At 70.7% G+C, this 24,682-nt stretch carries 18 protein-coding genes; 8 read left to right on the forward strand and 10 right to left on the reverse strand.

All coding sequences use genetic code 11. The features are described from left to right. Nucleotides 1–9: 9 nt before the first annotated feature. Both kdsA and pyrG read right to left on the reverse strand, forming a co-directional pair. Complete coding sequence (kdsA, locus tag QFW80_RS03330; RefSeq protein WP_280599743.1) at nt 10–843, reverse strand: 3-deoxy-8-phosphooctulonate synthase; 834 nt, start codon at nt 841–843, stop codon at nt 10–12. Continuing rightward, a complete protein-coding gene (pyrG, locus tag QFW80_RS03335) occupies nt 840–2,537 on the reverse strand; it encodes a CTP synthase (RefSeq protein ID WP_280599744.1) in 1,698 nt (565 codons plus the stop codon). Before pyrG ends, kdsA begins: the two co-directional genes overlap by 4 nt. Nucleotides 2,538–2,700: 163 nt before the next feature. Between pyrG and parE the strand changes: the two genes are divergently transcribed. Further along, nucleotides 2,701–4,605 (forward strand): DNA topoisomerase IV subunit B, encoded by a 1,905-nt coding sequence (gene parE, locus QFW80_RS03340; RefSeq protein ID WP_280599745.1) that lies wholly within the window; start codon nt 2,701–2,703, stop codon nt 4,603–4,605. Nucleotides 4,606–5,241: 636 nt separating this feature from the next. Here the strand turns inward: parE and QFW80_RS03345 are convergent. The 8 genes from QFW80_RS03345 to QFW80_RS03380 all read right to left on the reverse strand — a co-directional run bounded on the left by QFW80_RS03345 (nt 5,242) and on the right by QFW80_RS03380 (nt 15,399). Then, complete coding sequence (locus tag QFW80_RS03345) at nt 5,242–7,347, reverse strand: glycoside hydrolase family 43 protein (RefSeq protein ID WP_280599746.1); 2,106 nt, start codon at nt 7,345–7,347, stop codon at nt 5,242–5,244. A gap of 160 nt (nt 7,348–7,507) precedes the next feature. Further along, a complete protein-coding gene (gene yjfF, locus QFW80_RS03350) occupies nt 7,508–8,521 on the reverse strand; it encodes a galactofuranose ABC transporter, permease protein YjfF (protein WP_280599748.1) in 1,014 nt (337 codons plus the stop codon). Next, nucleotides 8,518–9,585 carry an ABC transporter permease gene (locus QFW80_RS03355; RefSeq protein ID WP_280599749.1) on the reverse strand — a complete coding sequence of 356 codons (1,068 nt, stop codon included), beginning with the start codon at nt 9,583–9,585 and terminating at the stop codon, nt 8,518–8,520. Before QFW80_RS03355 ends, yjfF begins: the two co-directional genes overlap by 4 nt. Continuing rightward, nucleotides 9,582–11,099, reverse strand: coding sequence for a sugar ABC transporter ATP-binding protein (locus tag QFW80_RS03360; RefSeq protein ID WP_280599751.1), 1,518 nt, complete (start codon nt 11,097–11,099; stop codon nt 9,582–9,584). The genes QFW80_RS03355 and QFW80_RS03360 overlap by 4 nt, the downstream gene beginning before the upstream one ends. Nucleotides 11,100–11,106: 7 nt before the next feature. Then, on the reverse strand, nt 11,107–12,084 hold the full coding sequence (locus tag QFW80_RS03365) for an ABC transporter substrate-binding protein (RefSeq protein WP_280599753.1): 978 nt from the start codon (nt 12,082–12,084) through the stop codon (nt 11,107–11,109). Nucleotides 12,085–12,219: 135 nt separating this feature from the next. After that, nucleotides 12,220–13,227: an AraD1 family protein gene (gene araD1 / locus QFW80_RS03370; RefSeq protein WP_280599754.1), complete on the reverse strand. Its 1,008-nt coding sequence runs from the start codon at nt 13,225–13,227 to the stop codon at nt 12,220–12,222. Nucleotides 13,228–13,340: 113 nt separating this feature from the next. Continuing rightward, a complete protein-coding gene (locus QFW80_RS03375) occupies nt 13,341–14,264 on the reverse strand; it encodes a Gfo/Idh/MocA family protein (protein WP_280599755.1) in 924 nt (307 codons plus the stop codon). 76 nt (nt 14,265–14,340) lie between these two features. Then, entirely contained in the window at nt 14,341–15,399 is a 1,059-nt protein-coding gene (locus tag QFW80_RS03380) for an aldose epimerase family protein (RefSeq protein WP_280599757.1), read from the reverse strand. Nucleotides 15,400–15,608: 209 nt separating this feature from the next. Here QFW80_RS03380 and QFW80_RS03385 point away from each other — a divergent pair, with 209 nt between their 5' ends. The 7 genes from QFW80_RS03385 to QFW80_RS03415 all read left to right on the forward strand — a co-directional run bounded on the left by QFW80_RS03385 (nt 15,609) and on the right by QFW80_RS03415 (nt 24,625). Next, the gene (locus QFW80_RS03385; RefSeq protein ID WP_280599759.1) at nt 15,609–19,361 is read left to right on the forward strand and encodes a class I SAM-dependent DNA methyltransferase; all 3,753 of its coding nucleotides are present in this window, start codon (nt 15,609–15,611) and stop codon (nt 19,359–19,361) included. After that, complete coding sequence (locus QFW80_RS03390; RefSeq protein WP_280599761.1) at nt 19,354–19,785, forward strand: hypothetical protein; 432 nt, start codon at nt 19,354–19,356, stop codon at nt 19,783–19,785. The genes QFW80_RS03385 and QFW80_RS03390 overlap by 8 nt, the downstream gene beginning before the upstream one ends. Before the next feature lie 116 nt (nt 19,786–19,901). Further along, on the forward strand, nt 19,902–20,171 hold the full coding sequence (locus QFW80_RS03395; protein WP_280599763.1) for a hypothetical protein: 270 nt from the start codon (nt 19,902–19,904) through the stop codon (nt 20,169–20,171). A gap of 109 nt (nt 20,172–20,280) precedes the next feature. Beyond that, nucleotides 20,281–20,985, forward strand: coding sequence for a L,D-transpeptidase (locus QFW80_RS03400; RefSeq protein WP_280599764.1), 705 nt, complete (start codon nt 20,281–20,283; stop codon nt 20,983–20,985). An 88-nt stretch (nt 20,986–21,073) separates the two neighbouring features. Beyond that, on the forward strand, nt 21,074–21,571 hold the full coding sequence (locus tag QFW80_RS03405; protein WP_280599766.1) for an MgtC/SapB family protein: 498 nt from the start codon (nt 21,074–21,076) through the stop codon (nt 21,569–21,571). A gap of 265 nt (nt 21,572–21,836) precedes the next feature. Then, on the forward strand, nt 21,837–22,751 hold the full coding sequence (locus tag QFW80_RS03410; RefSeq protein WP_280599947.1) for a LysR family transcriptional regulator: 915 nt from the start codon (nt 21,837–21,839) through the stop codon (nt 22,749–22,751). Between the two features lie 149 nt (nt 22,752–22,900). Next, nucleotides 22,901–24,625 carry an IlvD/Edd family dehydratase gene (locus tag QFW80_RS03415; protein WP_280599767.1) on the forward strand — a complete coding sequence of 575 codons (1,725 nt, stop codon included), beginning with the start codon at nt 22,901–22,903 and terminating at the stop codon, nt 24,623–24,625. The last annotated feature ends 57 nt before the right edge of the window (nt 24,626–24,682 follow it).

A 24,682-nucleotide genomic window follows, 5' to 3' on the forward strand; every position in this document is an offset into this window, starting at 1 on the left:
CGCATGGACTCAGAGGCTCGATTCGATGAACCCGTGCTGCTTGGTCACGCGGTCGAGCTCCAGCAGGGTCGCCAGCAGCGCTTCCATGCGGTCGAGCGGCCAGGCGTTGGGGCCGTCGCTGAGCGCGTTGGCGGGATCGGGATGGGTTTCCATGAACACGCCGGACACGCCCACCGCGACCGCCGCGCGCGCCAGCACCGGGACGAACTCGCGCTGGCCGCCGCTGGAGGTGCCCTGCCCGCCCGGCAGCTGCACCGAATGGGTGGCGTCGAACACCACCGGGCAGCCGGTGTCGCGCATCACGCTCAGGCTTCGCATGTCGGAGACCAGGTTGTTGTAACCGAAGCTGGCGCCGCGCTCGCAGACCATGATCTGGTCGTTGCCGGTGGCCTTCGCCTTCTCCACCACCGGCTTCATGTCCCAGGGCGCCAGGAACTGGCCCTTCTTGATGTTGACCGGCTTGCCGGCGCTGCAGACCTTGCGGATGAAATCGGTCTGGCGCACGAGGAAGGCGGGCGTCTGCAGCACGTCGACCACCGAGGCCACCTCGTCCATCGGCGTGTACTCGTGCACGTCGGTCAGCACCGGCACGCCGATCTGGCGCTTCACCTCGCCCAGCACGCGCAGGCCTTCCTCCATGCCGGGGCCGCGGAAGCTGGTGCCGGAGGTGCGGTTGGCCTTGTCGAAGCTGGACTTGAAGATGAAGTCGATGCCCAGGCGGCCCGTGATCTCCTTCAGCCGGCCGGCGACGTCGAGCTGCAGCTGTTCGCTCTCGACCACGCAGGGTCCGGCGATCAGGAAGAACGGCCGGTCCAGGCCGACCTCGAATCCGCACAGCTTCATGCCGACGCCTCCTTGAGCAGCTTGCCGCCGGCCGATCCTTCGTTGACCTTGTGCTCGCGCGCGGCGCGAACGAAGCCGATGAACAGCGGGTGCCCGCCGCGCGGGGTGGACAGGAATTCCGGATGCGCCTGGCAGGCGATGAACCAGGGGTGGTCCGGCAGTTCGATCATCTCCACAAGCAGGTCGTCCATTGACTTGGCGCTGATCACCAGGCCCGCGTCCTCGAGCTGGGTGCGGTAGCGGTTGTTGAACTCGTAGCGGTGGCGGTGGCGCTCGCCGACCACGCCCCGGCCATACAGCTCGCGCGCCTTCGTGCCCGGCTTGAGCCGCTGTTCCTGCAGGCCCAGGCGCATGGTGCCGCCGAGGTCGGACTTCTCGTCGCGCTTCTCGACCTCGCCCGAACTGGTGCGCCACTCGGTGATCAGGCCGATCACCGGGTGCGGGGTCTGGCGGTCGTTCTCGGTGCTGTTCGCGCCTTCCAGGCCGGCGAGATGGCGGGCCACGTCGACCACCGCCGCCTGCATGCCGTAGCAGATGCCGAAGTACGGGATGCCCTGCTCGCGCGCGTATTGCGCCACCAGCACCTTGCCCTCGAAGCCGCGGTCGCCGAAGCCGCCCGGCACCAGGATGCCGTCGACCCGGCCCAGCGCCTTCGCGGCGCCGTCGCGCTCGATGTCCTGCGATTCGATCCACTTCAGGTTCACGCGCGTGCGCTGGCGGATGCCGCCGTGCTTGAGCGCCTCGCCGACCGACTTGTACGCGTCCTTGTGGTCGACGTACTTGCCGACCACCGCGATGGTCACCTCGTCGATCGGATGCTCGGCCGCGTCCACCACGGCCAGCCACTCGGACAGGTCGGCCGACGCGGCGGCCTTGCCGTCCAGCCGCAGGCGCTCGACCACGATCTGGTCCAGCCCCTGCGCGTGCAGCCACATCGGGATCTTGTGGATGTTGTCCAGGTCCACCGCCGAGATCACCGCCTTCTCGGACACGTTGGTGAACGAGGCAATCTTGCGGCGCTCGCCGTCGGGCAGCGGCTGCTCGCTGCGGCACAGCAGCACGTCGGGCTGGATGCCGATCGAACGCAGCTCCTTGACCGAGTGCTGGGTCGGCTTGGTCTTGAGCTCGCCCGCCGCGGCGATGTACGGCACCAGGGTCAGGTGCATGAACATGGCCTTGTCCGGGCCGCGGTCGGTGCGGATCTGGCGGATGGCCTCGAGGAACGGCAGCGACTCGATGTCGCCCACCGTGCCGCCGATCTCCACCAGACCCACGTCGAAGCCCTGGGTAGCGGCGTCGATGCAGCGCTTGATCTCGTCGGTGATGTGCGGGATCACCTGCACGGTCGCGCCCAGGTAGTCGCCGCGGCGCTCCTTGCGGATCACGGCCTCGTAGATCTTGCCGGTGGTGATCGAGTTCCTGCCCGACAGGCGGACATTGATGAAGCGCTCGTAGTGGCCGAGGTCGAGGTCGGTCTCGGCGCCGTCGTCGGTGACGTACACCTCGCCGTGCTGGAACGGGCTCATGGTGCCCGGATCGACGTTGATGTACGGGTCCAGCTTCATCATCGTCACGGTCAGGCCGCGGGCCTCGAGGATCGCGGCCAGCGAGGCCGCCGCGATGCCCTTGCCGAGCGAGGACACCACGCCGCCGGTGACGAAAACGAGCGGAGTGACGGAACTGGGGGAAGTCATGGGGAGTGGGCACCCGCTGGAAAGCCCCATTCTACAGGGTCGCGCCCCACCCTGCCGGCCGGGACCGGTCGCAGCCCGCGCGACGGCCCGCCGCGATCCTTGACCACCCCGACGCCGGCCCGCATCCTGCGCGCCACCGCCGCCGCCGCTGCCGCATTCGCCGATGAATTCCCGCTACAACGCCGCCGACATCGAAGTCCTGTCCGGCCTGGATCCGGTCAAGCGCCGCCCCGGCATGTACACCGACACCACCCGCCCCAACCACCTGGCGCAGGAGGTGGTGGACAACGCGGTGGACGAGGCCCTGGCCGGCCATGCGCGCGAGATCGCGGTGACCCTGTTCAAGGACGGCAGCTGCGAGGTGTCCGACGACGGCCGCGGCATGCCCGTCGACATCCACCCGGAGGAGAAGATCCCGGGCGTGGAGCTGATCCTCACCCGGCTGCACGCCGGCGGCAAGTTCAGCAACAAGAACTACACCTTCTCCGGCGGCCTGCACGGCGTGGGCGTGAGCGTGGTCAACGCGCTGTCCACGCTGGTGGAAGTGCACATCAAGCGCGACGGCAGCGAGCACCGCATCAGCTTCCGCAACGGCGACCGCGCCAGCGCGCTGGAGGTGGTGGGCACGGTCGGCAGGAAGAACACCGGTACCCGGGTGCGGTTCTGGCCCGATCCGAAATACTTCGACTCGCCGAAGTTCGCGGTGCGCGCCCTGCGCCACCTGCTGCGCGCCAAGGCCGTGCTCTGCCCCGGCCTGACCGTGACCCTGCTGGACGAGGCCAGCGGCGAGCGCGACCGCTGGCACTACGAGGACGGCCTGCGCGACTACCTGCGCGGCGAGCTGGAGGGGCGCGAGCTGCTGCCGCCGGAGCTGTTCGTCGGCCAGCAGAAGAAGGACACCGAGATCGTCGACTGGGCGGTGGCCTGGGTGCCCGAGGGCGACCTGGTGCAGGAGAGCTACGTCAACCTGATCCCGACCGCCCAGCATGGCACCCACGTCAACGGCCTGCGCACCGGCTTCACCGACGCGCTGCGCGAGTTCTGCGACTTCCGCAACCTGCTGCCGCGCGGCGTGAAGCTGGCGCCCGAGGACGTCTGGGACCGGGTCTCGTTCGTGCTGTCGTTGAAGATGACCGACCCGCAGTTCAGCGGCCAGACCAAGGAGCGGCTGTCCTCACGCCAAGCCGCGGGCTTCGTCGAGGGCGCGGCGCACGACGCCTTCAGCCTCTGGCTCAACAGCCACACCGAGTTCGGCGAGAAGATCGCGCAGCTGGCGATCGAGCGCGCCAGCGCGCGGCTCAAGACCGAGAAGCAGATCGTCCGCAAGAAGGTCACCCAGGGCCCGGCCTTGCCGGGCAAGCTGGCCGACTGCATCAGCCAGGACCTCTCGCGCACCGAACTGTTCCTGGTGGAAGGCGACTCGGCCGGCGGTAGCGCCAAGCAGGCGCGCGACAAGGATTTCCAGGCGATCCTGCCGCTGCGCGGCAAGATCCTCAACACCTGGGAAGTGGCGTCCGGCGGAGTGCTCGCCTCGCAGGAGGTGCACGACCTGGCCGTGGCGATCGGCTGCGATCCGGGCAAGGACGACATCTCCGGCCTGCGCTACGGCAAGGTCGTGATCCTGGCCGACGCCGACTCCGATGGCCTGCACATCGCCACCCTGCTCTCGGCGCTGTTCCTCAGGCACTTTCCTGCGCTGGTGCGCGCTGGCCACATCTTCGTGGCGATGCCACCGCTGTTCCGCGTCGACGTGGGCAAGCAGGTGTTCTACGCGCTGGACGAGGAGGAGAAGCGCCTGCTGCTGGAGAAGATCGAGCGCGAGAAGGCGGAGTCGAAGAAGGGCCTTGGGCAGGTCAACGTGACCCGCTTCAAGGGCCTGGGCGAGATGAACCCCTCGCAGCTGCGCGAATCCACGATCCACCCCGACACCCGCCGCCTGGTGCAGCTGACCATCGACGACGACGGGGAAACCCGCGGGCTGATGGACATGCTGCTGGCGAAGAAGCGGGCTTCGGACCGGAAGGCGTGGCTCGAACAGAAGGGCGACCTGGCGACGCTCGAGGTCTAGGCAGGCGATTCGTTCGCGTGGGCCGTCGCGACGGCCTCGCCGTCATCGCGGCGCATCGCGTCCGGCGGCCATCGCGTCGGCTGACACACGGCAGCCCGTCGCGACCGGACAGGCCACGCCGCGACCGGGAGGCCTTTGCGGCGAATGTCCCCCGATCGCGACGCGGCTCGGCTGACGGCCGATCGCGTATCGGATGTCTTCTGGCCGGAGCTACCGCGCGAGGGGGCATGCCGGATCGGGGTGTGACCGGGATGAAACCAAGGACGCATCGTGCCCTTGCTCGATCCGGCGCTGAAGACTTGCATTCGTCCTGCGCTGCCGATGGACGAGACGCATGTAAAAGGAATATCCGCAGGGCTGATGCGCTCGGCCCCTTTCTCCGAGCTCCCGCGGATTCAGACACGCTGGCTGCGGGTGTGCCCGGGGACGAAATCAAGGAGGAGGCGACGCCCTGCAGGGCGTCGTCGGGGGACATTCGTCACCGGGCGCACCCGCAGCCGGCGTCACCGCGCGTCGACCCGGTGGCAGCGGCTTTGCCGCGCTCGATCCGTCCACGCATGAACCGGTCGCAACACGACCGATGCTCGAAGGCGATCGAAATACAACTCTGCTCCGGGCATCGCCCGAAGGCTCGACTCAGTCCGCGGCAACCGCCTGCCACCGCAGCACGGTGCCGTCCTTGCGGTCGGGCCGGGGACCCGGCCGGTCGGCGGCATAGGGTTCGCCGCTCTCGGGCAGGATGCCGAGGTAGCGGTTCGTCTTCAGCGACAGCAGCATGAACTCGCCGCGCAGCAGGTCCTGCCACAGGAACAGGCTGGCGTCGGACTCGGGCAGCAGGCGCACGTCGGCCGACAGTCCGATGCCGACCACGGTCAGGAAGCCGCTGCCGTCCATCGCCTCCAGCGCCACCCGGCCACGGCCGCGGTCGTGCACGCGGAAACGCGCACCCGCTTCGCCCGCTTCCTTCGCATCGGCCGCCACCGGCTGCAACACGCCCAGCGGATGCACGCGCGCCACCGTGCCGTCGCCCAGGTTGTGCAACGCGACCACCTGTCCCAGCGCCAGGTTGCGCGAACGGTCCGCCAGCGGCTCGTCGACCCGGAATTCGTCGAAGTCCGCATGGCCGCCATCGCGGCCTTCCGCGTTGTAGGCGAACAGCGCGTAGCGCGTGCCCTGGAAGGTCTTGAGCTGGTAGGGCAGCCGCACCGGCCCGCCGATGTCGGTGAAGCGCTCGCCGTCGGCGCTCCACGAGAACTGCGCCAGGTCCTGGTCGTAGTCGCCCGCGACGCGCAGGAACACGCGCGGCGATGCCAGCGGCACGTCGACATGGCGATCGCCCAGCTGCGAATGCCAGCGCAGCGTCGCGCCTTCGCGGCCCTGCACCACGCCCAGCCACGCCGCCGGCATGTTGAGCAGGCCGAGGCCGGCGACGTCGCCATCGGTCAGGGCTGATGCATCCAGCTGGACGGTCGCCGTGGACTCCGGCCCGATCACGCGCTGGGTCAGCGTGTTGCGTGCCCACAGGAAACCGTCGGCCGGCCGGGCGTGCAGCCGCAGCGCGCCCGGCCGCTCATCGAGCGACCAGCGCCCGCCCAGCGGCGCATGGTTCCACTGCCACACCGGCTGCAGCGTGGGCGCGGAGAAATCGTCGCTGCGCGTATAGGTCGCGCGCGGCGCGGTGTCGGTGCCCACGTCGGGCTTGAACCAGGTGCGCGGCGAACGGCCAAGGTTGCCCGCCAGGCCGAAGTACGGCCAGCCCTCGTGCCAGGTCACCGGCGAGAGGTAGGTGGTGCGGCCGATGGATTTGACGTCCATCATCGAGAAGCCCCACCAGCTGCCGTCGGGCGCCTGCACGATGCCGCCCTGGTGCAGCGGCACCGCCCCGAGCGCGTTGTCGCCCGGCTTGTGCATCGAGAACGCGGTGGCGCCGGTGGGCACCGGCGTGCGCTGGCCCACGCCGTTCTCCCACCAGCCGCGCTGGGTGCCCATGGTTTCGCTGGCGCTGATCGCCACCGTCTCCCACGGCCCGTCGAGCGCATCGGCGCGCGCGGCCTGCATGCGGCCCACCGGCGCATAGTTCGCGCTGATGATGTAGTAGCGTCCGTCCACCTTGTAGAAGTGGTGGCCCTCGCCCATGCCGTTGCCGGCCGGGATGATCACCCGTTCACTGCCCTCGACCACGCCGCTCAGGTCCGGCTTCAGCTCGACCAGGCGCACCTCGTTGTAGTTGAACACCGCCCAGACGCGGCCGTCGTCGTCGAACAGCACCGACAGGTCGTGCAGGTTGCGCTCGATCACCGAACGGGTCCACGGCCCGGCGGCATCGCGGGCGCTGAACACGTGCAGCCCGCGCCCGTTGATGTTGGCGAAGATGTGGAAGCGGCCATCGTGGTGGCGCAGGCTCGGCGCCCAGATGCCCTGCCCGTACAGGTCGCGGCCGTCCTCGAGCCGGTACTCGGCGCCGGGCGGGAAATCGGGCATCGCGTAGGAGACGAACTCCCAGTTCACCAGGTCGCGCGAGCGCAGCACCGGCAGCCCGGGCACCGCGTGCATGGTGGTGCCGGTCATGTAGAACCAGTCGCCGACCCGGATCAGGTCGGGGTCGGAGAACTCGTCGTGGAACAGAGGGTTGGTGTAGGTGCCGTTGCCGTTGTCGGCCATCCAGGTGGCGGCAGGCGGCCCGGAGGCCTGAACGGCGCCCAGCGCGAACAGCAGGACCAGCCAGACACCGGACGCACGCATCAGCCTGACTCCTCCACCGCATCGCGTGACGCGCGGCCGGCCGACGCGCCGGTCCGGCACACCAGGCGGCCACCGAGCGCCACGTGCGTCCGCCCCGCGCCCGGCATCGGACAGGCATCCCAGCCGCCGCATGCGGACCACCGTGCGTCGCGGCGCTCGCTCACACGGCTCCGTCGCGGCGCGCCAGCAGCCGCTGCATCAGGCAGAACGCCAGCAGCAGCGCGCCGATCGCGATCCGCGTCCACCACGAGCTGAGCGTGCCGTCGAACACGATCAGGGTCTGGATCAGGCCAAGGACCAGCACGCCGAACACCGTCCCGAGCACGTACCCGCTGCCGCCGGCCAGCAGGGTGCCGCCGATCACCACCGCGGCGATGGCGTCGAGCTCCAGCCCGCTGGCGTGCAGGCTGTAGCCGCTGAGCATGTAGAACGTGTAGACCACGCCGGCCAGCGCCGAGCAGAAGCCGCTGAGCGCGTACACCCGCACCAGGGTGGCGTCGACCGCCAGGCCCATCAGCCGCGCCGACTGCTCGTTGCCGCCGATCGCGTACACCGTGCGCCCGAAACGGGTCAGCCCCGCCAGCACCGCGCCGGCGGCCACCACCAGCAGCGCGATCACCGCGCCCACCGACAGCGACGCCCCGCCGCCGACCGGGATCCGCAGTCCCGCCACCGCCACGTGGAACGCGTGGTCGATGCCGATCGAATCCACGCTCACCAGCGTGGCCGCGCCGCGCGCCAGGAACATGCCGGCCAGCGTCACCACGAACGGCTGCAGCCGGTAGCGCTGGATGATCGCGCCCATCGTCCCGCCGAACGCGGTGCCGGCCACCAGCACCGCCGCGATCGCCGCCAGCGGGTGCCAGCCGTGGTGCTGCACCAGGCTGGCCAGCAGCACCGTGCTGAAGGCGACCACCGCGCCCACCGACAGGTCGATGCCGCCGGTGAGGATCACGAACGTCATGCCCACCGCCACGATCAGCACGAAGCCGTTGTCGATGAACAGGTTCAGGAACACCTGGGGGCGCAGGAAGCCGTCGTACAGCACGCCCCCGGCGACCGCCATCGCCACGAACAGCGAGACCGTCACCGCCAGCGAGAGGTAGCGCGGGTCGCGCCAGAGGCGCCCGAGCCCGCCGGCGTGCAGCAGCCCGCGCACGGGCACGGCGCTCATGCCGGCGCCCCGCGCGTGCGCCACAGCAGCGAGCGCGCCTGCGCGCGGAACTGCGGCGACTGCAGCAGCAGCACCACCAGCACCAGCAATGCCTTGACCACCAGGTTGACCTGCGGCGGCACGCCGATGGCGTAGATGGTGGTGGTCAGGGTCTGGATGATCAGCGCGCCGACCAGGCTGCCGGCGAGGCTGAAGCGCCCCCCCGCGAGCGCGGTGCCACCCAGCGCCACGGCCAGGATCGCGTCGAGTTCCAGCAGTTGCCCGGCGTTGTTGGCGTCGGCGCTGGCCACGTTGGCGCTCACCAGCACGCCCGCGATGCCCGCGCACAGCCCCGAGAACACGTACAGCGACAGCATGATCGCCCGCGCGCGCACGCCGGCCACGTGCGCGGCCACGGGGTTGTGGCCGATCGCGCGCACGAACAGGCCGAGCGCGGTGCGCCCCAGCAGCGCCTGCAGCGCCAGGAACAGCGCCAGCACCACGAACAGCGCGATCGGCAGCCCGAGCACGAAGCCGGTGCCGAGGAACACGTAGGGCGCGTAGTAGATCGTCAGGATCTGGCCGTCGCTGACGAGCTGCGCGATGCCGCGCCCGGCGACCATCAGGATCAGGGTGGCGATGATCGGCTGCATGCCCACCTTCACCACCAGCAGGCCGTTCCACAGGCCGCACAGCGCGGCGGCCGCGAGCGCCGCGGCCACCGCGGCGAACAGCGGCGCGAGGCCCTCGCCGCCGCCGGCGGTCATGCGCGCGATGGTCCAGGCCGCGACGGTGGCGGCGATCGCGAGCACCGCGCCGACGGAGATGTCCAGGCCGCGCACCGCGATCACCAGGGTCATGCCGAGCGAGACCAGGATCAGCGGCGCCGCGCGGTTGGCGATGTCGACGAGGTTCCCGTACAGGCGGCCATCGCGCCACTCCAGCGCCAGGAAGCCGGGGTTGAACAGGCCGTTGCCGAGCAGCAGCAGGGCCAGCGCGAGCAGCGGCCACGCCAGCGGATGCGCGACCGCGCGGCGCCACAGCGGCGCAGGGACCATCGGCCGGGGGTCGGGTGGTGCGCTCATGCGTGCCCCGCGATCAGGTCCATGACCTGCGCGCCGTCGCAGCCGCCGGGCAGTTCGCCCGCCTTGTGGCGGTCGCGCATCACCGCGATGCGGTCGCCCAGGCGCGTGAGTTCCTCGATCTCGGCGGAGATGAAGAGCACCGCCATGCCGGTGCGCGCGAGGCGCACCACCTCGGCCATGATGTCCTGCTTGGCGGCGATGTCGATGCCGCGCGTGGGTTCGTCCAGGATCAGGAGCGACGGCTGCGTCGCCAGCCAGCGCGCCAGCACCACCTTCTGCTGGTTGCCGCCGGACAGCGACCCGGCGGGCGCTTCGGTGCCGGCGGTGCGGATGCCCAGCAGTTCGACGTAGCGCCGCGCCAGTTCGTCCTGCGTCGCGCGCGGCAGCGAGCGCCGCCAGCCGCGCCGGGCCTGCAGCGCGAGCACGATATTCTCGCGCACCGACAGGCCGGCGACGATGCCTTCGGTCTTGCGCTCTTCCGGGCACAGTGCCAGCCCGCGCGCGACCGCCTCGGCCGGATGCCGGAACTGCACCGGACGGTCGTCCACGCGCAGTTCGCCCGCGTCGGCGCGATCGAGCCCGAACAGCAGCCGCGCCAGTTCGGTGCGGCCCGATCCCAGCAGCCCGCCCAGTCCCATGACCTCGCCCGCGCGCAGCTGCAGGTCGACCGGCTTGAGCGCACCTCGCCGCGCGAGTCCATGCGCCTGCAGCACCACCGGCGCGTCGCCGGGCACGGGCGTGCCCGCCTCGCGGCCGCCGGCCAGCGCGACTTCGCGCCCCACCATCGCCTTCACCAGCGCCGCGTGCGGCAGGTCGGCCGGCGCGTACTCGCCCACCAGCGTGCCGTTGCGCAGCACGGTGATGCGGTCGGACACCGCGTAGACCTGGTCGAGGAAGTGGGTGACGAACAGGATCGCCATGCCGCGCTCGCGCAACCGCCGCATCACCGCGAACAGCTGCCGCACTTCGTCCTCGTCCAGGCTCGAGGTCGGCTCGTCCAGGATCAGCACCTTCGCCGATACCCCCAGCGCACGCGCGATCGCCACCATCTGCTGGATCGCCACCGGATAGCCCGACAGCGGACGGTCCACGTCCAGCTCCAGCTGCAGTTCGGCCAGCAGCGCGCGCGCCTGGGCCCGCACCCGCGACCACCGCACCAGGCCGTAGCGGCGCGGGAAGCGGCCGGCGAACAGGTTCTCCGCCACCGACAGGTTCGGGCACAGGTTCACTTCCTGGTAGACCGTGCTGATGCCCAGGCGCTGCGCGTCGAGCGGGTCGGCCGGCGCGATCGTGCGACCGTCCAGCGTCACCGTGCCCGCGTCCGGCGCCTCGACGCCGGTCAGCAGCTTGATCAGGGTCGACTTGCCGGCGCCGTTCTGGCCCATCAGCGCGTGGATCTCGCCGGCGCGCAGGGTCAGCCCCGCGCCGTCGAGCGCGCGCGTCGCGCCGAAGCGCTTGCCGAGGCCTTCGGCATGGAGCACCACCGCGCGGGAGTCGCCGCCTTGCACGCTCATGCCGGCGTCAGTACTTGCGGTTCGGCAGCTCGGCCTCGGCCTGGTCCTGGGTGAACACGCCCTCTTCCACCATCACCCGCTTGGGCACCTCGCGCCCGGCGTGCACCTCGCGGATCAGGTCGGCCAGCTGCGGCCCGAGCAGCGGGTTGCACTCCACGGTGGCGTTGAGCTTGCCGGCCTTCATCGCCTCGAACGCGCCGCGCACGCCGTCGATCGAGACGATGCGGATGTCGGTGCCCGGCTTGCGCCCGGCTTCCTCGATCGCCTGGATCGCGCCGATCGCCATGTCGTCGTTGTGCGCGAACAGCACGTCGATGTTGTCGCCCTCGGCCTTGAGGAAGGCTTCCATCACTTCCTTGCCGCGGGCACGGGTGAAATCGCCGCTCTGCGAGCGCACGATCTGGAACCGGCTGTCGCCGTCGATCACTTCCTTGAAACCGCGCATGCGGTCGTTGGCCGGCGCCGAGCCGACGGTGCCCTGCAGTTCGACGATCCGGATCGGCCCCTGCTTGCCCTGGCTGTCCTCGATCACCCAGCGCGCGGCGCGGCGGCCTTCCTCGACGAAATCCGATCCGATCAGGGTCGCGTACAGCGAATCGTCGGCCACGTTGACCGCGCGGTCGGTCAGCACCACCGGGATGCCGGCGGTCTTGGCTTCGCGCAGCACGTTGTCCCAGCCGGTTTCGACCACCGGCGAGAACGCGATCACGTCCACGCCCTGGGCGATGAACGACCGCAGCGCCTTGATCTGGTTCTCCTGCTTCTGCTGCGCGTCGGAGAAGCGCAGGTTGAACTCGGGCGCCGCCAGCGCCTCGCGCACCGAACGCGTGTTGGCGGTGCGCCACTCGCTCTCCGCGCCCACCTGGCTGAAGCCGACGGTGATCGCATCGTCGCCGGCCGCCGCCTGGCCGCCCTCGCCGCCGCCGGAGCACCCGGCGAGCACCGCGGCGCACAGCAGCGCCGCCACTCCCACAACCTTCCGCATCATGTCCTCCCGGGACTCGAAACTGCTAGAGCGCTGCCGCCATGCTGCCATGGCGTGGCCGCGCGTGCGCCGCCTTCATCGGCGCGGTGGCCGTCGTCGCAACCGCTGTGGCCCGGCCGATCCATCGCGTCTTCGCTACAGCGCGCGCACGCCGCCGGGCGCGAAGCCCGCGGCCACGCTGCGCAGCGGGTTGCGCAACGGCGCGCCGAGCCCCGGCAGCTCGATCTCGAACACGTCGCCATCCTGCGCGCGCACGCCGTCGGCGAAGCTCAGCGTCGCGGTGCCGAAGAAGTGCAGGTGCACGTCGCCCGGCCGCCGGTGCGCGGCGTACTTGAAGTGGTGGTACTCGAGGTTCTCCAGCGAATGGCACATGTTGGCCTCGCCGGTGAGGAACGGCTTCTCCCATACCACCTCGTCGCCGCGGCGCAGGCGGCTGGTGCCGCGCAGGTCGCGCGGCAGCCCACCGGTGCGCAGCTCGGGCCCCACCGCGCAGGTGCGCAGCTTCGAGTGTGCCAGGTATAGGTAGTTCTGGCGCTCGGTGACGTGGTCGGAGAACTCGTTGCCGATCGCGAAACCCAGCCGGTGCGGCGTGCCGTCCGGACCGATGAGGTACAGGCCGACCAGTTCGGGCTCCTCGCCGCCGTCGAGCGCGAAGTCGGGCGACTCGAGCGGTGCGCCGGGCGCCACCACGTGGCTGCCGTCGCCCTTGTGGAACCACTCCGGCTGCGCGCCCGCGCTGCCGGCGGCCGGCATGCCGCCCTCCACGCCCCACTGGAACATGCGCATCGAGTCGGTGAGCGTGCCGTCCTGCGCCTGCTGCTGCAGCTTCTGGTGCATCGCGTCGCGCGCCGCGGCGCTGCCCAGGTGGGTCAGGCCGGTGCCGCTGACGTGGCAATGCGCGGGATCGGGATGGTGCAGCGGCGACAGCACCCGACCGTCGCGCAGCAGCGCGGCGTAGGCCAGGTGGGCGCCGCCGGGCACCTCGGCTGCGGCTTCGGCCAGGCTGGTGCCGGCCGCGATCGCGGTGCCGGCCAGGGCGTACATGCTTGCCGGACCGTCCAGCACGCGCACGCTCTGGCCTTCGGCGTCGACCACGCCCACGCGCACCTGGCCCGCATCGTCTTTCAGCTGGATCAGTCGCATGCGTCGCGGCCCATCGGTCCGGTGGAAGGTCGAACCCCGATTCTGCCGGCTCGATGGATATGCATCCAATTCATTCCGGCAAGAACACGATACCTGTTCTGGTATGGATCGACTCAGTCGTGGAACGCCTCCACCATCTCGCGCCGGCCAAGCATGAACGCGTCGGCCACGTGCCGCAGCGGCGCCAGGTCCACGTCCGAGCGCCCGGCCCGGACCAGCGCGGCGAAGTGCCGGTACAGCGAGGGGTATTCCTGCTCGGGTTCGGCGTGCACGGTCATTCCGTCGACCGACAGCGTCGCCCCGCCTCCGGACAGCCGCATCGTGCCGGCCCCGGTCTCGGCCTCGATATCCCAGGACTGCGGACCGGTCTGGCGCCAGTCGAACTCGGCCAGCAGGTCCAGCCCGTCGGCATCGGAGAAGCGGATCGTCGCGGCGATCGGCGCGTCGCGGTTCTCCGGGAATTCCAGCGTCGCTTCCGTGGCGAACACCGGCTGCGCCAGGATCCGGGTGACGATCGACAGCGCATTGATGCCCGGGTCGAACACGCCCAGCCCGCCGGGCTGCCAGATCCAGTCCTGCCCGGGATGCCACTGGCGCACGTCCTCCTTCCACGACACGCGCATCGAGCGCACCCGCGTACCGGCCAGGAACGCGCGCGCCGCCTCGACCGCCGGCGCATGGCGCGAATGCCAGCTGGCGAACAGGCTCACGCCCTTCGCATCGGCGCGCGCGGCGAGGTCCTCGACCTCCGACAGCGTGGCCCCGGGCGGCTTTTCCAGAAACACGTGCTTGCCGGCTTCGAGCGCCTGCACCGCGGCCGTGTAGCGGTACTGCGGCGGCATGCACAGCGAGACCGCATCGATCGACGGCACCGCCGCCAGCATCGCCTCGATCGTGCCGAAGTTCTCGATCCCCTCCACCCGCCCGTTGCGGCTGGCCGCCGCCACCAGCCGGTAATCGGCATTGCCGGCCACGGCGGGCAGGTGCTGGTCGCGCACGATCTTGCCGATGCCGACGATGGCGAGGTGGATGGTCATGGATGCGGTCTCCAGAAGCAGGCGCGAAGGCGCGGATGATGGCGGGGATGGCGGCGACGCGGGCGGTGCCGCCGGATCACGCGCGCTCGAGCGACGCGGCCACCTCGTCCCAGGCGCGATCGCGCCCCGGGCAGGCGAAGCGGTACACGATACGGCGCCGGTACGCCGTGCCCGGCCGCAACACCGCCGGCGGGAAGGCCGGCTGGTTGGGCGCGTCGGGATAGTCCTGCGGCTCCAGGCACAGCCCGTCGCCCAGCCCCGGATGCTGGCGCGCCAGCCCCTGGCCGCCGTAGAGCTGCAGCGCCGGCGCGTCGCAGTCGATGCGCATCGCCACGCCGCTGTGGGGCGAATACAGCTGCGCGGCGCAGGCGTGCCCGGCGTCCAGCACCAGGCAGTGGTCGAAGCCGCCGGCGATGCGCAGCTGCGGGTCGTCCCCGCCCAGCTGCGCCTGCAGCGTGGCGGCGGTGCGGAAATCGAACGGCGTGCCCGCGACCGGCTGCACCCGCCCCAGCGGGATGAGGGCATCGTCCACCGGCAGCATGCCCGCCACCGGCACCTGCAGCACCTGCGCAGCGGCCGGCACCGCCGCGCTGCCGGACAGGTTGAAATACGGGTGGTGGGTGGGATTGAACGCCGTGGGCGCATCGCTGCACGCCTCGAACACGAGCTCCAGCCGCGTGCCGTGGACGCGGTAGGTCGCGACCACGTCGAGGTTGCCCGGATACCCTTCCTCGCCATCGGGCGAATGCAGCCGCAGCACCAGCGCGTCGGGGCCGTGCGACTGCACCTCCCACAGCCGGCGCCCGAAGCCGAGGTGGCCGCCATGCAGGTGGTTGCGGCCTTCGTTGGCCGAGACCGCGTGGTCGCGGCCGTCGAGCGCGAAGCGCGCGCCGCCGATGCGGTTGCCGTAGCGCCCCACCAGGATCCCGAGGTAGGCGGGATCGGCGAAGTAGGCCTGTGCATCGGGCAGCCGCAGCACCGCATCCACCCGGCCGCCCGCGCCCGGCACCTGCAGCCGCGCGAGGATGCCGCCGAGGTCGAGGATCTCGGCGCACAGGCCGTCCGCGTCGCCAAGGCGACAGGAGTGCACCGTGCGACCGTCGTCGAGTTGCCCGAAGGGCCGGATCCGTTCCACGCGTGCATGTTCCCAGCGGCCATGGCCGGAGCGCGGCAGGATAGGGGCTGCAAGGCCTGGCGAGCCAGCCGGCTTCTGGCATGTCAGGCGCCGGGAACGGAATACGGGCCACGCTGCATGCGCCCGGGGCGCGAGGCGCCGGGCCACGCGGCCCCGCGGAGGCCGTGTCGTATCCTGCCCCGCATGCCACCGGGCCCGGGGACCCACACGTGAGCCACGAAGCCAAGCCCACGCCCGCGTCCACCGTTGGCGGGGATCGCGGAACCGACCATGCCGACGCGCGCGGCGACGCCGGCGCGGGGGACTTCATCGCACGCTGGCAGGGTGTGGCCGCCTCCGAGCTGTCCACCTCGCAGAGCTTCCTGATCGACCTGTGCCGCCTGCTCGGCGTGGACGCTCCGCATCCCACGCCCGAACAGGACTACATGTTCGAGCGGCCCATCAGCTTCGCGCATGGCGACGGCAGCACCAGCGCCGGCCGCATCGACCTGTATCGCCGCGGCGCCTTCGTGCTCGAATCCAAGAAAGTGCGCCTGGGCAGCCATACCAAGGGCTTCGACGATGCCCTGCTGCGCGCGCGCAGCCAGGCCGAGGGCTACGCACGGGCGTTGCCGGCGGCCGAGGGACGTCCGCCGTTCGTGGTGGTGGTGGATGTCGGCCAGCGCATCGAGCTGTATTCGGAGTTCAGCCGCTCCGGCGCCACCTACGTGCCGTTCCCCGACCCGCGCAGCCACCGCATCGCGCTGGACGACCTGCGCCGGCCCGAGGTCCGCGAGCGCCTGCGCCGGGTGTGGCTCGATCCGCTCTCGCTCGACCCCAGCCGCGAGTCCGCGCGCGTCACCCGCGAGATCGCCGACCGCCTCGCGCGGCTGGCGCGCAGCCTGGAGAAGGGCGCCGACGGCCAGCCCGGCCACGATCCCGAGGCCGTCGCCCGCTTCCTGATGCGCTGCCTGTTCACCATGTTCGCCGAGGACGTGGAACTGCTGCCGCGCGACAGCCTGCGCGACCTGCTGGCCCGCCATGCCGACCAGCCCGACGTGGCCATGCGCATGCTGGCCCAGCTGTGGCGTGACATGGACGCGGGCGGCTTTTCCGCCGTGCTGGCCGGCGAGGTGCTGCGCTTCAACGGCAAGCTGTTCAAGCAGCCCGACACCCTGCCGCTGGACCGCGACCAGATCGGCCTGCTGCTGGAGGCCGCCCGCGCCGACTGGAAGCACGTGGAGCCGGCCATCTTCGGCACCCTGCTCGAACGCGCGCTCAGCCCGAAGGACCGCCACAAGCTCGGCGCCCACTACACCCCGCGCGCCTACGTCGAGCGCCTGGTGCTGCCCACCGTGATCGAGCCGCTGCGCCGCGAGTGGAGCGAGGCCCAGGCCGCCGCCGGCACCCTGGCCGCCGAGGACAAGGCTGATGCCGCCGTAGCCGAACTGCGGCGCTTCCACCACCGCCTGTGCACCATGCGCGTGCTCGACCCGGCCTGCGGCTCGGGCAACTTCCTCTACGTGACGCTCGAACACCTCAAGCGGCTGGAGGGCGAAGTGCTCAACGCCCTGGACGAGCTGGGCGACCGCCAGACCGGCCTGGCCATCGGCGGGGAGCGCGCCGACGCCACCGCCGGCGAGACCGTCGATCCGCACAACCTGCTGGGCATCGAACTCAATCCGCGCGCCGCGGCGATTGCCGAGGTGGTGCTGTGGATCGGCTACCTGCAGTGGCATTACCGCACCCGCGGCGACGTGCACCCGCCGCAGCCGGTGATCCGCGACTTCCGCAACATCGAATGCCGCGACGCGGTGCTGGCCTTTGATCGCATGGAGTACGTCACCGACGAGCGCGGCGTGCCGGTGACCCGCTGGGACGGCGAAACCATGAAGCCCTCGCCGGTGACCGGCGAACCGGTGCCGGACGAAGCCGCACGCAAGCCGGTGGAGCGCTACGTCAACCCGCGCAAGGCCGCGTGGCCGGAGGCGGATTTCGTGGTGGGGAATCCGCCGTTCATTGGCAACAAGCGCATGCGCACGGCGCTGGGCGATGGCTATGTAGAGGCACTGCGTGGCGCTTGGCCGGAGGTGCCCGAAACCTCGGACTTCGTCATGTACTGGTGGCACTTCGCCGCGCAGCTCACGCGTCGCGGCGCCGTCGAGCGCTTCGGCTTTATCACCACCAACTCGATCCGTCAGGCTTTCAACCGTCGTGTCATAGAGACTGCACTAGCTTCGCCCGCATCCAAGGCAGCACAAACACCGTCTTCCCCGCGAAAGCGTGGATCCACTCTCGCCGAAGCCGCCACTGCAGACACAACCGAAGCGATCAAAAACAAGCCCGATCGTCCTTTGTGGCTGGTCTTCGCGATTCCTGACCACCCATGGGTCGATGCGACCGATGGCGCCGCAGTGCGTATCAGCGTGACCGTCGGGGAACGGAAGCCGCGGAGCGAAGGTACGCTGGGACGTCTAGCAAAGGTGATTGACGAGCGGCCTGGCGCGGAGCAGGAAACCGAAGTGACCCTCCAAGAGAAGCGGGGCGTATTGCAGACCGATCTGTCCGCCGGCGCCAACGTGGTCGGAGCGATGCGCCTGCAATCCAATCGCGGCATGTCGTTCATGGGCGTGATCCTTGTGGGCGGTGGCTTCGTGGTGGCGGCCGATGATCCTTTGCTTGCCGCTGAACCGGGCGCACTCCGCCGATACGTCAACGGACGTGATTTGGCGCAAAGCCCACGCAATGTCTGGGTGATCGATTTCTTTGGTCTGTCGGACGAGGCAGCGCGGCTACGTTATCCCGCCTCTTTCCAGCGAGTCTACGACCGCGTTCGACCGGAGCGACTGGAGGTAAAGCGCCAGTCCCATCGACGGGACTGGTGGCTTTTCGGCGAGAAGCGTCCCGCGATGCGCGAGGCACTTGCGGGTTTGCGTCGGTTCATTGGGACGACTGAAACCGCGAAGTTCCGCAACTTCGTCTTCCTGGACAGCGAGCTCCTGCCGGATCAGAAGGTGAGAGTAATTGCGGACGACAAGGGAGAAACGCTGGGCGTGCTGTCTTCCATCGTCCATGACCGCTGGGCATCTGCCGCAGGCGCACGCATGGGGGTCGGTAACGACCTCGTCTATAACAACACGACGTGCTTCGATCCTTTCCCCTTCCCAGACCTTCACGCTGCCGACAAATTCGGCGGCCCCATCGGCGTCGCCCTGGCCAACCCCGACGGCACCACCAGCGAAACGCACACCTACGGCGACTCTCCCTCCGACCGCATCCGCAACCTCGCCGAACAGCTCGACGCGCACCGCAAGCGCCAGCAGGCCGCGCATCCCGGCCTCACCCTGACCGGCATGTACAACGTGCTGGAGAAGCTGCGCAGCGGCGAGGCGCTGACCGCGAAGGAACGCAGCATCCACGAGCAGGGCCTGGTCTCGGTGCTGCGCCAGCTGCACGACGAACTCGACGCCGCCGTGCTGCAGGCCTACGGCTGGGGCGACCTGCTGCCGCTGCTGCGGGTGGCGCACGGCAACGACGCGCCCGCCGAAGGCCAGTCCCGCGAGGACGCGAAGCGCGCCTTCGACGAGGCCGTGCTGGAGCGGCTGGTGGCCCTCAACGCCGAGCGCGCGGCCGAGGAGGCCCGCGGCCACGTGCGCTGGCTGCGCCCCGACTTCCAGGCCCCCGACGCCCGCCGCGCGCCCGAACAGCAGGCGCTCGCCACCGTGGACGCAGCCACCGACGACGAGGCCGACACGCCCGCCGCCGCCGCCGCCGCGAAGCCGCAGCCCTGGCCGAAGGACACGGTGGAACAGGTGCGCGCCGTCGCCGACCTGCTCGCGGCCAGCCCGGTGCCGCTGTCCATCGACGACATCGCCGCGCGCTTCACCGCCCGCGGCCCCTGGAAGAAGCGGCTGCCGCGCCTGCTCGACATGCTGGTCGCGCTGGGCCGCGCGCAGGAACAGGAAGGCCGCTACGGTGCATGACGACCCCGTCGACTTCAGCCAGGTGCGGTTCCGCGACACGGACGTGCGCCACCTCCCGCGGCGCGAGGAGGCCCAGGGCACGCCGTTCTGGCGCATCGTCGGCGCGGTGTTCGTTGCCCTGTGCCTGTACGGGCTTCTACAGACGCTGGTGACGGTGGCGGTGGTGCGCCATGCGGTGAAGGACCTCGAACGGCAACTGCATGCGCTGCTGTCCGAACCGGCGCCATCCGCGCCCGCGGCTCCACCCGCCTACCACCATGCGCCCGCGCCGCGTCCCGCCACACCTCCGCTGCCGGCCTACGCCGGTCCGGTCGAGGCCCGCAGGGCCGGCCACGCCCGGGCCTGCATCGGCGGCTTCGTATCGAACCGCGTCGAGGGCGGCTGGAGCCAGACGCGCCGGCGCTGCACCGCCACCAGCGAATAACGGGCCGCCGCGGCGTTAACAACTCCTCCACCTGCACCAACGCCAGCTGAAGGCAGGACGGGACGTCAACGCAAACGCCGCTATATTCCGGTTCCCCAAGACGAAGGAGCACTGGCATGCCCAGCACCAAGCAGCGGTTCCCGAGCGCGCGCGTGGCCATCCTGGCGGTCGTCGCCGCCGTCGGCCTGTCCGCCTGCGCGACCTACGACGACGAATTCGCCGGCATCAACTCGCGCCTCGACCAGCTCGACACCCGCGTGCAGGGCGCGGCCCAGAGCGCGGAGTCGGCCAACCAGTCCGCGCAGCAGGCCAACCAGCGCCTGGACCAGCTGGAAGGCCGCGTGCAGCAGCTTGAGTCCTCGCCGCGCCGCACGCCGCGCGGCTGATCGCGGGGAGCCCCCTGCGTCCGGAACCGGTGCCGCCCCCGCGGCACCGGGTTCCCGCACTGCATCGCTGCATTAGAAGGAATCGCCCATCACCACCTGTCTGCCATCCATGATCCGTGCCCTCGCCGGCGCCCTTGCCCTCGCGTTGGCGAGCGGCGGCGTCGCCCATGCCGATGAATCCGCCGCACCGCCCGTCGAGAGCGTGGACCTGCTGCCGAAAGGCCAGGACGTCTCCGAGGCGGTGATCGAACTCGCGGGTTGGGTGGTGGCCAGCGAGGACACCCAGGGCTATCCATTCGCGGTCATCGACAAGGCTGCGGCCCAGATCCTGGTGTTCGGCGGCGACGGCCGCCTGCGCGGCGCCGCGCCGGGACTGTTCGGCTCGGCGGTCGGCGACCACACCGCCCCCGGCATCGCCGGCCTCGCGCTGCGCGAGATCCCGGGGCGCGACCGCACCACCCCGGCGGGCCGCTTCATCGGCGGCTACGGGCCCTCGATCGATGCCGGACGCGTGCTCTGGGTGGACTACGATTCGGCGGTATCGATCCATCCGACGGCCGCGGGCGTGCCGTCCGAGAAGCGCGCCGAACGCCTGGCCTCGCCCACGCCGGACGACAACCGGGTGACGCACGGCTGCATCAACGTGGCGCCGGAGTTCTACGACGCGATCGTCCGTCCCACGTTCGAACGTGGCGGCGTGTTCTACATCCTGCCCGACGAAGACTCGCTCGACGAGACTTTCCCGGAATTCGCGCAGAGCCGCGCGGCTGCGCAGGGTGGCGATACAGGAAGCAACCGGTCCGCGAGCCAGTGAACCCGGCTCCAGCGTTGCGCCGGGACACCAGGCGCGGAAGACCGCGCTTCGGCACCGGCGTTGCCCGTTCCGGCCGCCGGGTGGCGGCATGAGCGTCCTGGCCGAAATCGGTCGCGCACTCGCCCTCGAGTACGCGCTGCCGAGCGTGGCCACGCTGACGATCGTCGTGGCGCGCGTGCTCACCGCCGCCGTCCTCGGCGGCCTGATCGGCTTCGAACGCGAACGCAAGGGCCGGTCCGCCGGGTTCAAGACCCACATCCTGGTGTCGATCGGGTCGGCCCTGTTCGTGCTGGCGCCGGCCATGTCGGGCGTGCCGATGGAGGACATCACGCGGGTGATGCAGGGCATCGTGTCGGGCATCGGCTTCCTGGGTGCGGGCGCCATCATCAAGATGGACAAGGATGCGCGCGTGGAAGGCCTCACCACCGCGGCGGGCATCTGGATGACCTCGGCCGTCGGCATGGCGGCCGGCATGGGCATGGAGATCGTGGCCCTGGTCACCACGCTCGTGGCGCTGATGGTGGTCGGCGTGATCCCCCGGATCATGGGGCAGGAGGACGCCGCTTCGGACCTGACCAGGCCCTGAGCATCGTCCTGTCCTTCCCTGCCGGGCGGGGACGGGAAAGCTGGAGCACGACGCTGGACACGTCACCGCATGTTGCGTGGCGACACGCATGCGCCTGGCCGTTCGCCCATCAGGCCGGGGCAGGGTCGGCGCCCGGCTCCCGTCCGTGCGCGCAATATGCAACATCGGCCAGAATCGTGATAATCGATATCGATCACGACATAGGACGCCCGCCGTGCCCCCTCCGCCCTGGTATGTCCGCGCGCGGCTGAAGACGCGCCAGCTGATGCTGCTGATCGCGATCGAGGAACACGGCAACATCCACCGCGCGGCCGAATCGCTGGCGATGTCGCAGCCGGCGGCGTCGAAGCTGCTCAAGGACCTCGAGGACCTGATCGGCGTGCCGCTGTTCGAGCGCCTGCCGCGCGGCATGCGCGCCACCTGGTACGGCGAGAGCATGATCCGGCACGCGCGCATCGCGCTGTCGAGCCTGGGCGAGGCCGGCGCCGAGATCGAGGCGCTCAAGGCCGGACACGCGGGCCAGGTATCGATCGGCGCGATCGCCGGGCCGGCGATGACGCTGGTGCCGCCGGCGCTGGCGCGGCTGGATCGCGAGCATCCGGATTTGCGTATCTCGGTGCTGATGGAAAGCAGCGACGTGCTGCTCGAACAGCTGTCGCAGAACCGGCTGGACCTGATGGTCGGGCGGCTGTTCGCGCGCCACGACAAGCGCAACCTGCACTACGAGCCGGTGGCCGAGGAAGAGGTCTGCGCCATCGCCCGCCCCGGCCACCCGCTGCTGTCGAAGCGCAAGCCGACCCTGGCCGAACTGGCGAAGCTGCCCTGGGTGGTGCCGCCGGAAGGCAGCGTGCTGCGGCACCGGTTCGAGCTGATGTTCCAGAACGCCGGGCTGCAGGCGCCGCGCAAGGTCACCGCCACCGCGGCCCTGGTGCTGCTGCCGAGGCTGCTGGAGGACGGCGAGCGGCTGGCGGTGGTGCCGGTGGATGTCGCGCGCTACTACGTGGCACACGGCATGGTGGGCATCGTGCCGATCGACCTGTCGTGCCGGATGGACTCGTTCGGCTTCATCACCCGCACCGACTGGCTGCTCTCGCCCGGCGCGCGCACGGTGCTGGACACGCTCAAGGCGGTGGCGGTGCAGGTGTATCCCGCGGCGCGGGCGGGGCCACGCCGCGGCTGACCCGCCGGGCACGCGCAGCCATAGCGTTACGCGTATCGCAAGGGGCCGGATTGTTATTTTTCCGGCATCCCGGCTGCCGTTAGCATCGCCGCACGGGGCCTTGCCCGGCACGGGCGCCCCACCCTTCCACGGGCAGGACTCCCGACCGCATGAGCGCACCCAGCAAGCCCCCACGCCGCAGCCAGGCGTGGTTCGGCCGCGACGGCAAGCAGGGCTTCTACTACCGCAGCTGGCTCAAGGGCCTGGGCCTGCCGCACGAGATGTTCGACGGCCGTCCGGTGATCGGGATCTGCAATACCTGGTCCGAACTCACGCCCTGCAATTCCTCGTTCCGCGAGCTGGCCGAGCACGTCAAGCGCGGCGTCTACGAGGCCGGCGGCTTCCCGCTGGAGTTCCCGGTGATGTCGCTCGGCGAAACCCAGATGCGGCCGACCGCGATGCTGTTCCGCAACCTGGCCTCGATGGACGTGGAGGAATCGATCCGCGCCAACCCGATCGACGGCGTGGTGCTGCTGATGGGCTGCGACAAGACCACGCCGGCGCTGCTGATGGGCGCGGCCAGCGTCGACCTGCCGGCCATCGGCGTGTCCGGCGGGCCGTCGCTGTCGGGCAACTGGCGCGGCCAGCCGGTGGGCTCGGGCACGGGCGTGATCGAGATGTCCGAGATGGTGCGCGCCGGCACGCTGTCGCAGGCCGAGTTCACCGAGGCCGAGGCCTGCATGCAGCGCTCCAAGGGCAGCTGCATGACCATGGGCACCGCGTCGACGATGGCGTGCATGGTCGAGGCGCTGGGCATGTCGCTGCCGGAGAACGCGGCGATCCCCGCGGTGGACTCCCGCCGCTTCCGCCTGGCGCACCTGTCGGGCCGGCGCATCGTCGAAATGGTGCGCGAGGACCTGCGCATGTCGAAGGTGCTGACGCGCCGGGCCTTCGCCAACGCGATCCGCGCCAATGCCGCGATCGGCGGCTCGACCAACGCGGTGATCCACCTGCTGGCGATCGCCGGGCGCCTGGGCGTGGAGCTCACGCTCGAGGACTGGGACGCGATCGGCTCGCGCCTGCCCTGCCTGGTGAACCTGAAGCCCTCGGGCCAGTACCTGATGGAGGATTTCTTCTACGCCGGCGGCCTGCCCGCGGTGCTGCGCGAGATCGCGCCGCATCTCGACCTCGAGGCGAAGACGGTCAACGGCCGTACGCTGGGCGAGAACATCGGCGAGGCGCCGTGCTGGAACCGCGACGTGATCCGCCCGCTCGACGCGCCGCTGCGGCCGGAGGCCGGCATCGCCGTGCTGCGCGGCAACCTCGCGCCCGACGGCGCGGTGGTCAAGCCCTCCGCCGCCTCCCCGCACCTGCTGCGCCACCGCGGTCGCGCGGTGGTGTTCGAGGACATCGACGATTTCAAGGCGCGCATCGACGACGAGGCGCTCGACATCGACGAGCATTCGATCATGGTGCTCAAGCACTGCGGGCCGCGCGGCTACCCGGGCATGGCCGAGGTCGGCAACATGCCGCTACCGCCGAAGCTGCTGCGCCGCGGCATCACCGACCTGGTGCGCATCTCCGACGCGCGCATGAGCGGCACCGCCTACGGCACGGTGGTGCTGCACGTCTCGCCCGAAGCCGCCGCCGGCGGCCCGCTGGCGCTGGTACGCGAGGGCGATGTCATCGAACTCGACGTACCGGGCCGGCGCCTGCACCTGGATGTGACCGACGCGGAACTCGCGCGCCGTCGTGCCGAATGGACGCCGCCACCGGCGCCCGCGCGCGGCTGGAGCAAGCTCTACGTCGACCACGTGCAGCAGGCGCACCTGGGCGCCGACCTCGACTTCCTGGTCGGCGGCAGCGGCGACACGGTCGCCGGCGACTCGCACTGACGGCGGAGTCTTGCGATCGCTTCCCGCCATCTGCGACCCCCATCCGACCCTCCGGGC

Origin of the sequence: Luteimonas rhizosphaericola (assembly GCF_029888045.1) — a bacterium.
GTDB classification, from domain to species: domain Bacteria; phylum Pseudomonadota; class Gammaproteobacteria; order Xanthomonadales; family Xanthomonadaceae; genus Luteimonas; species Luteimonas rhizosphaericola.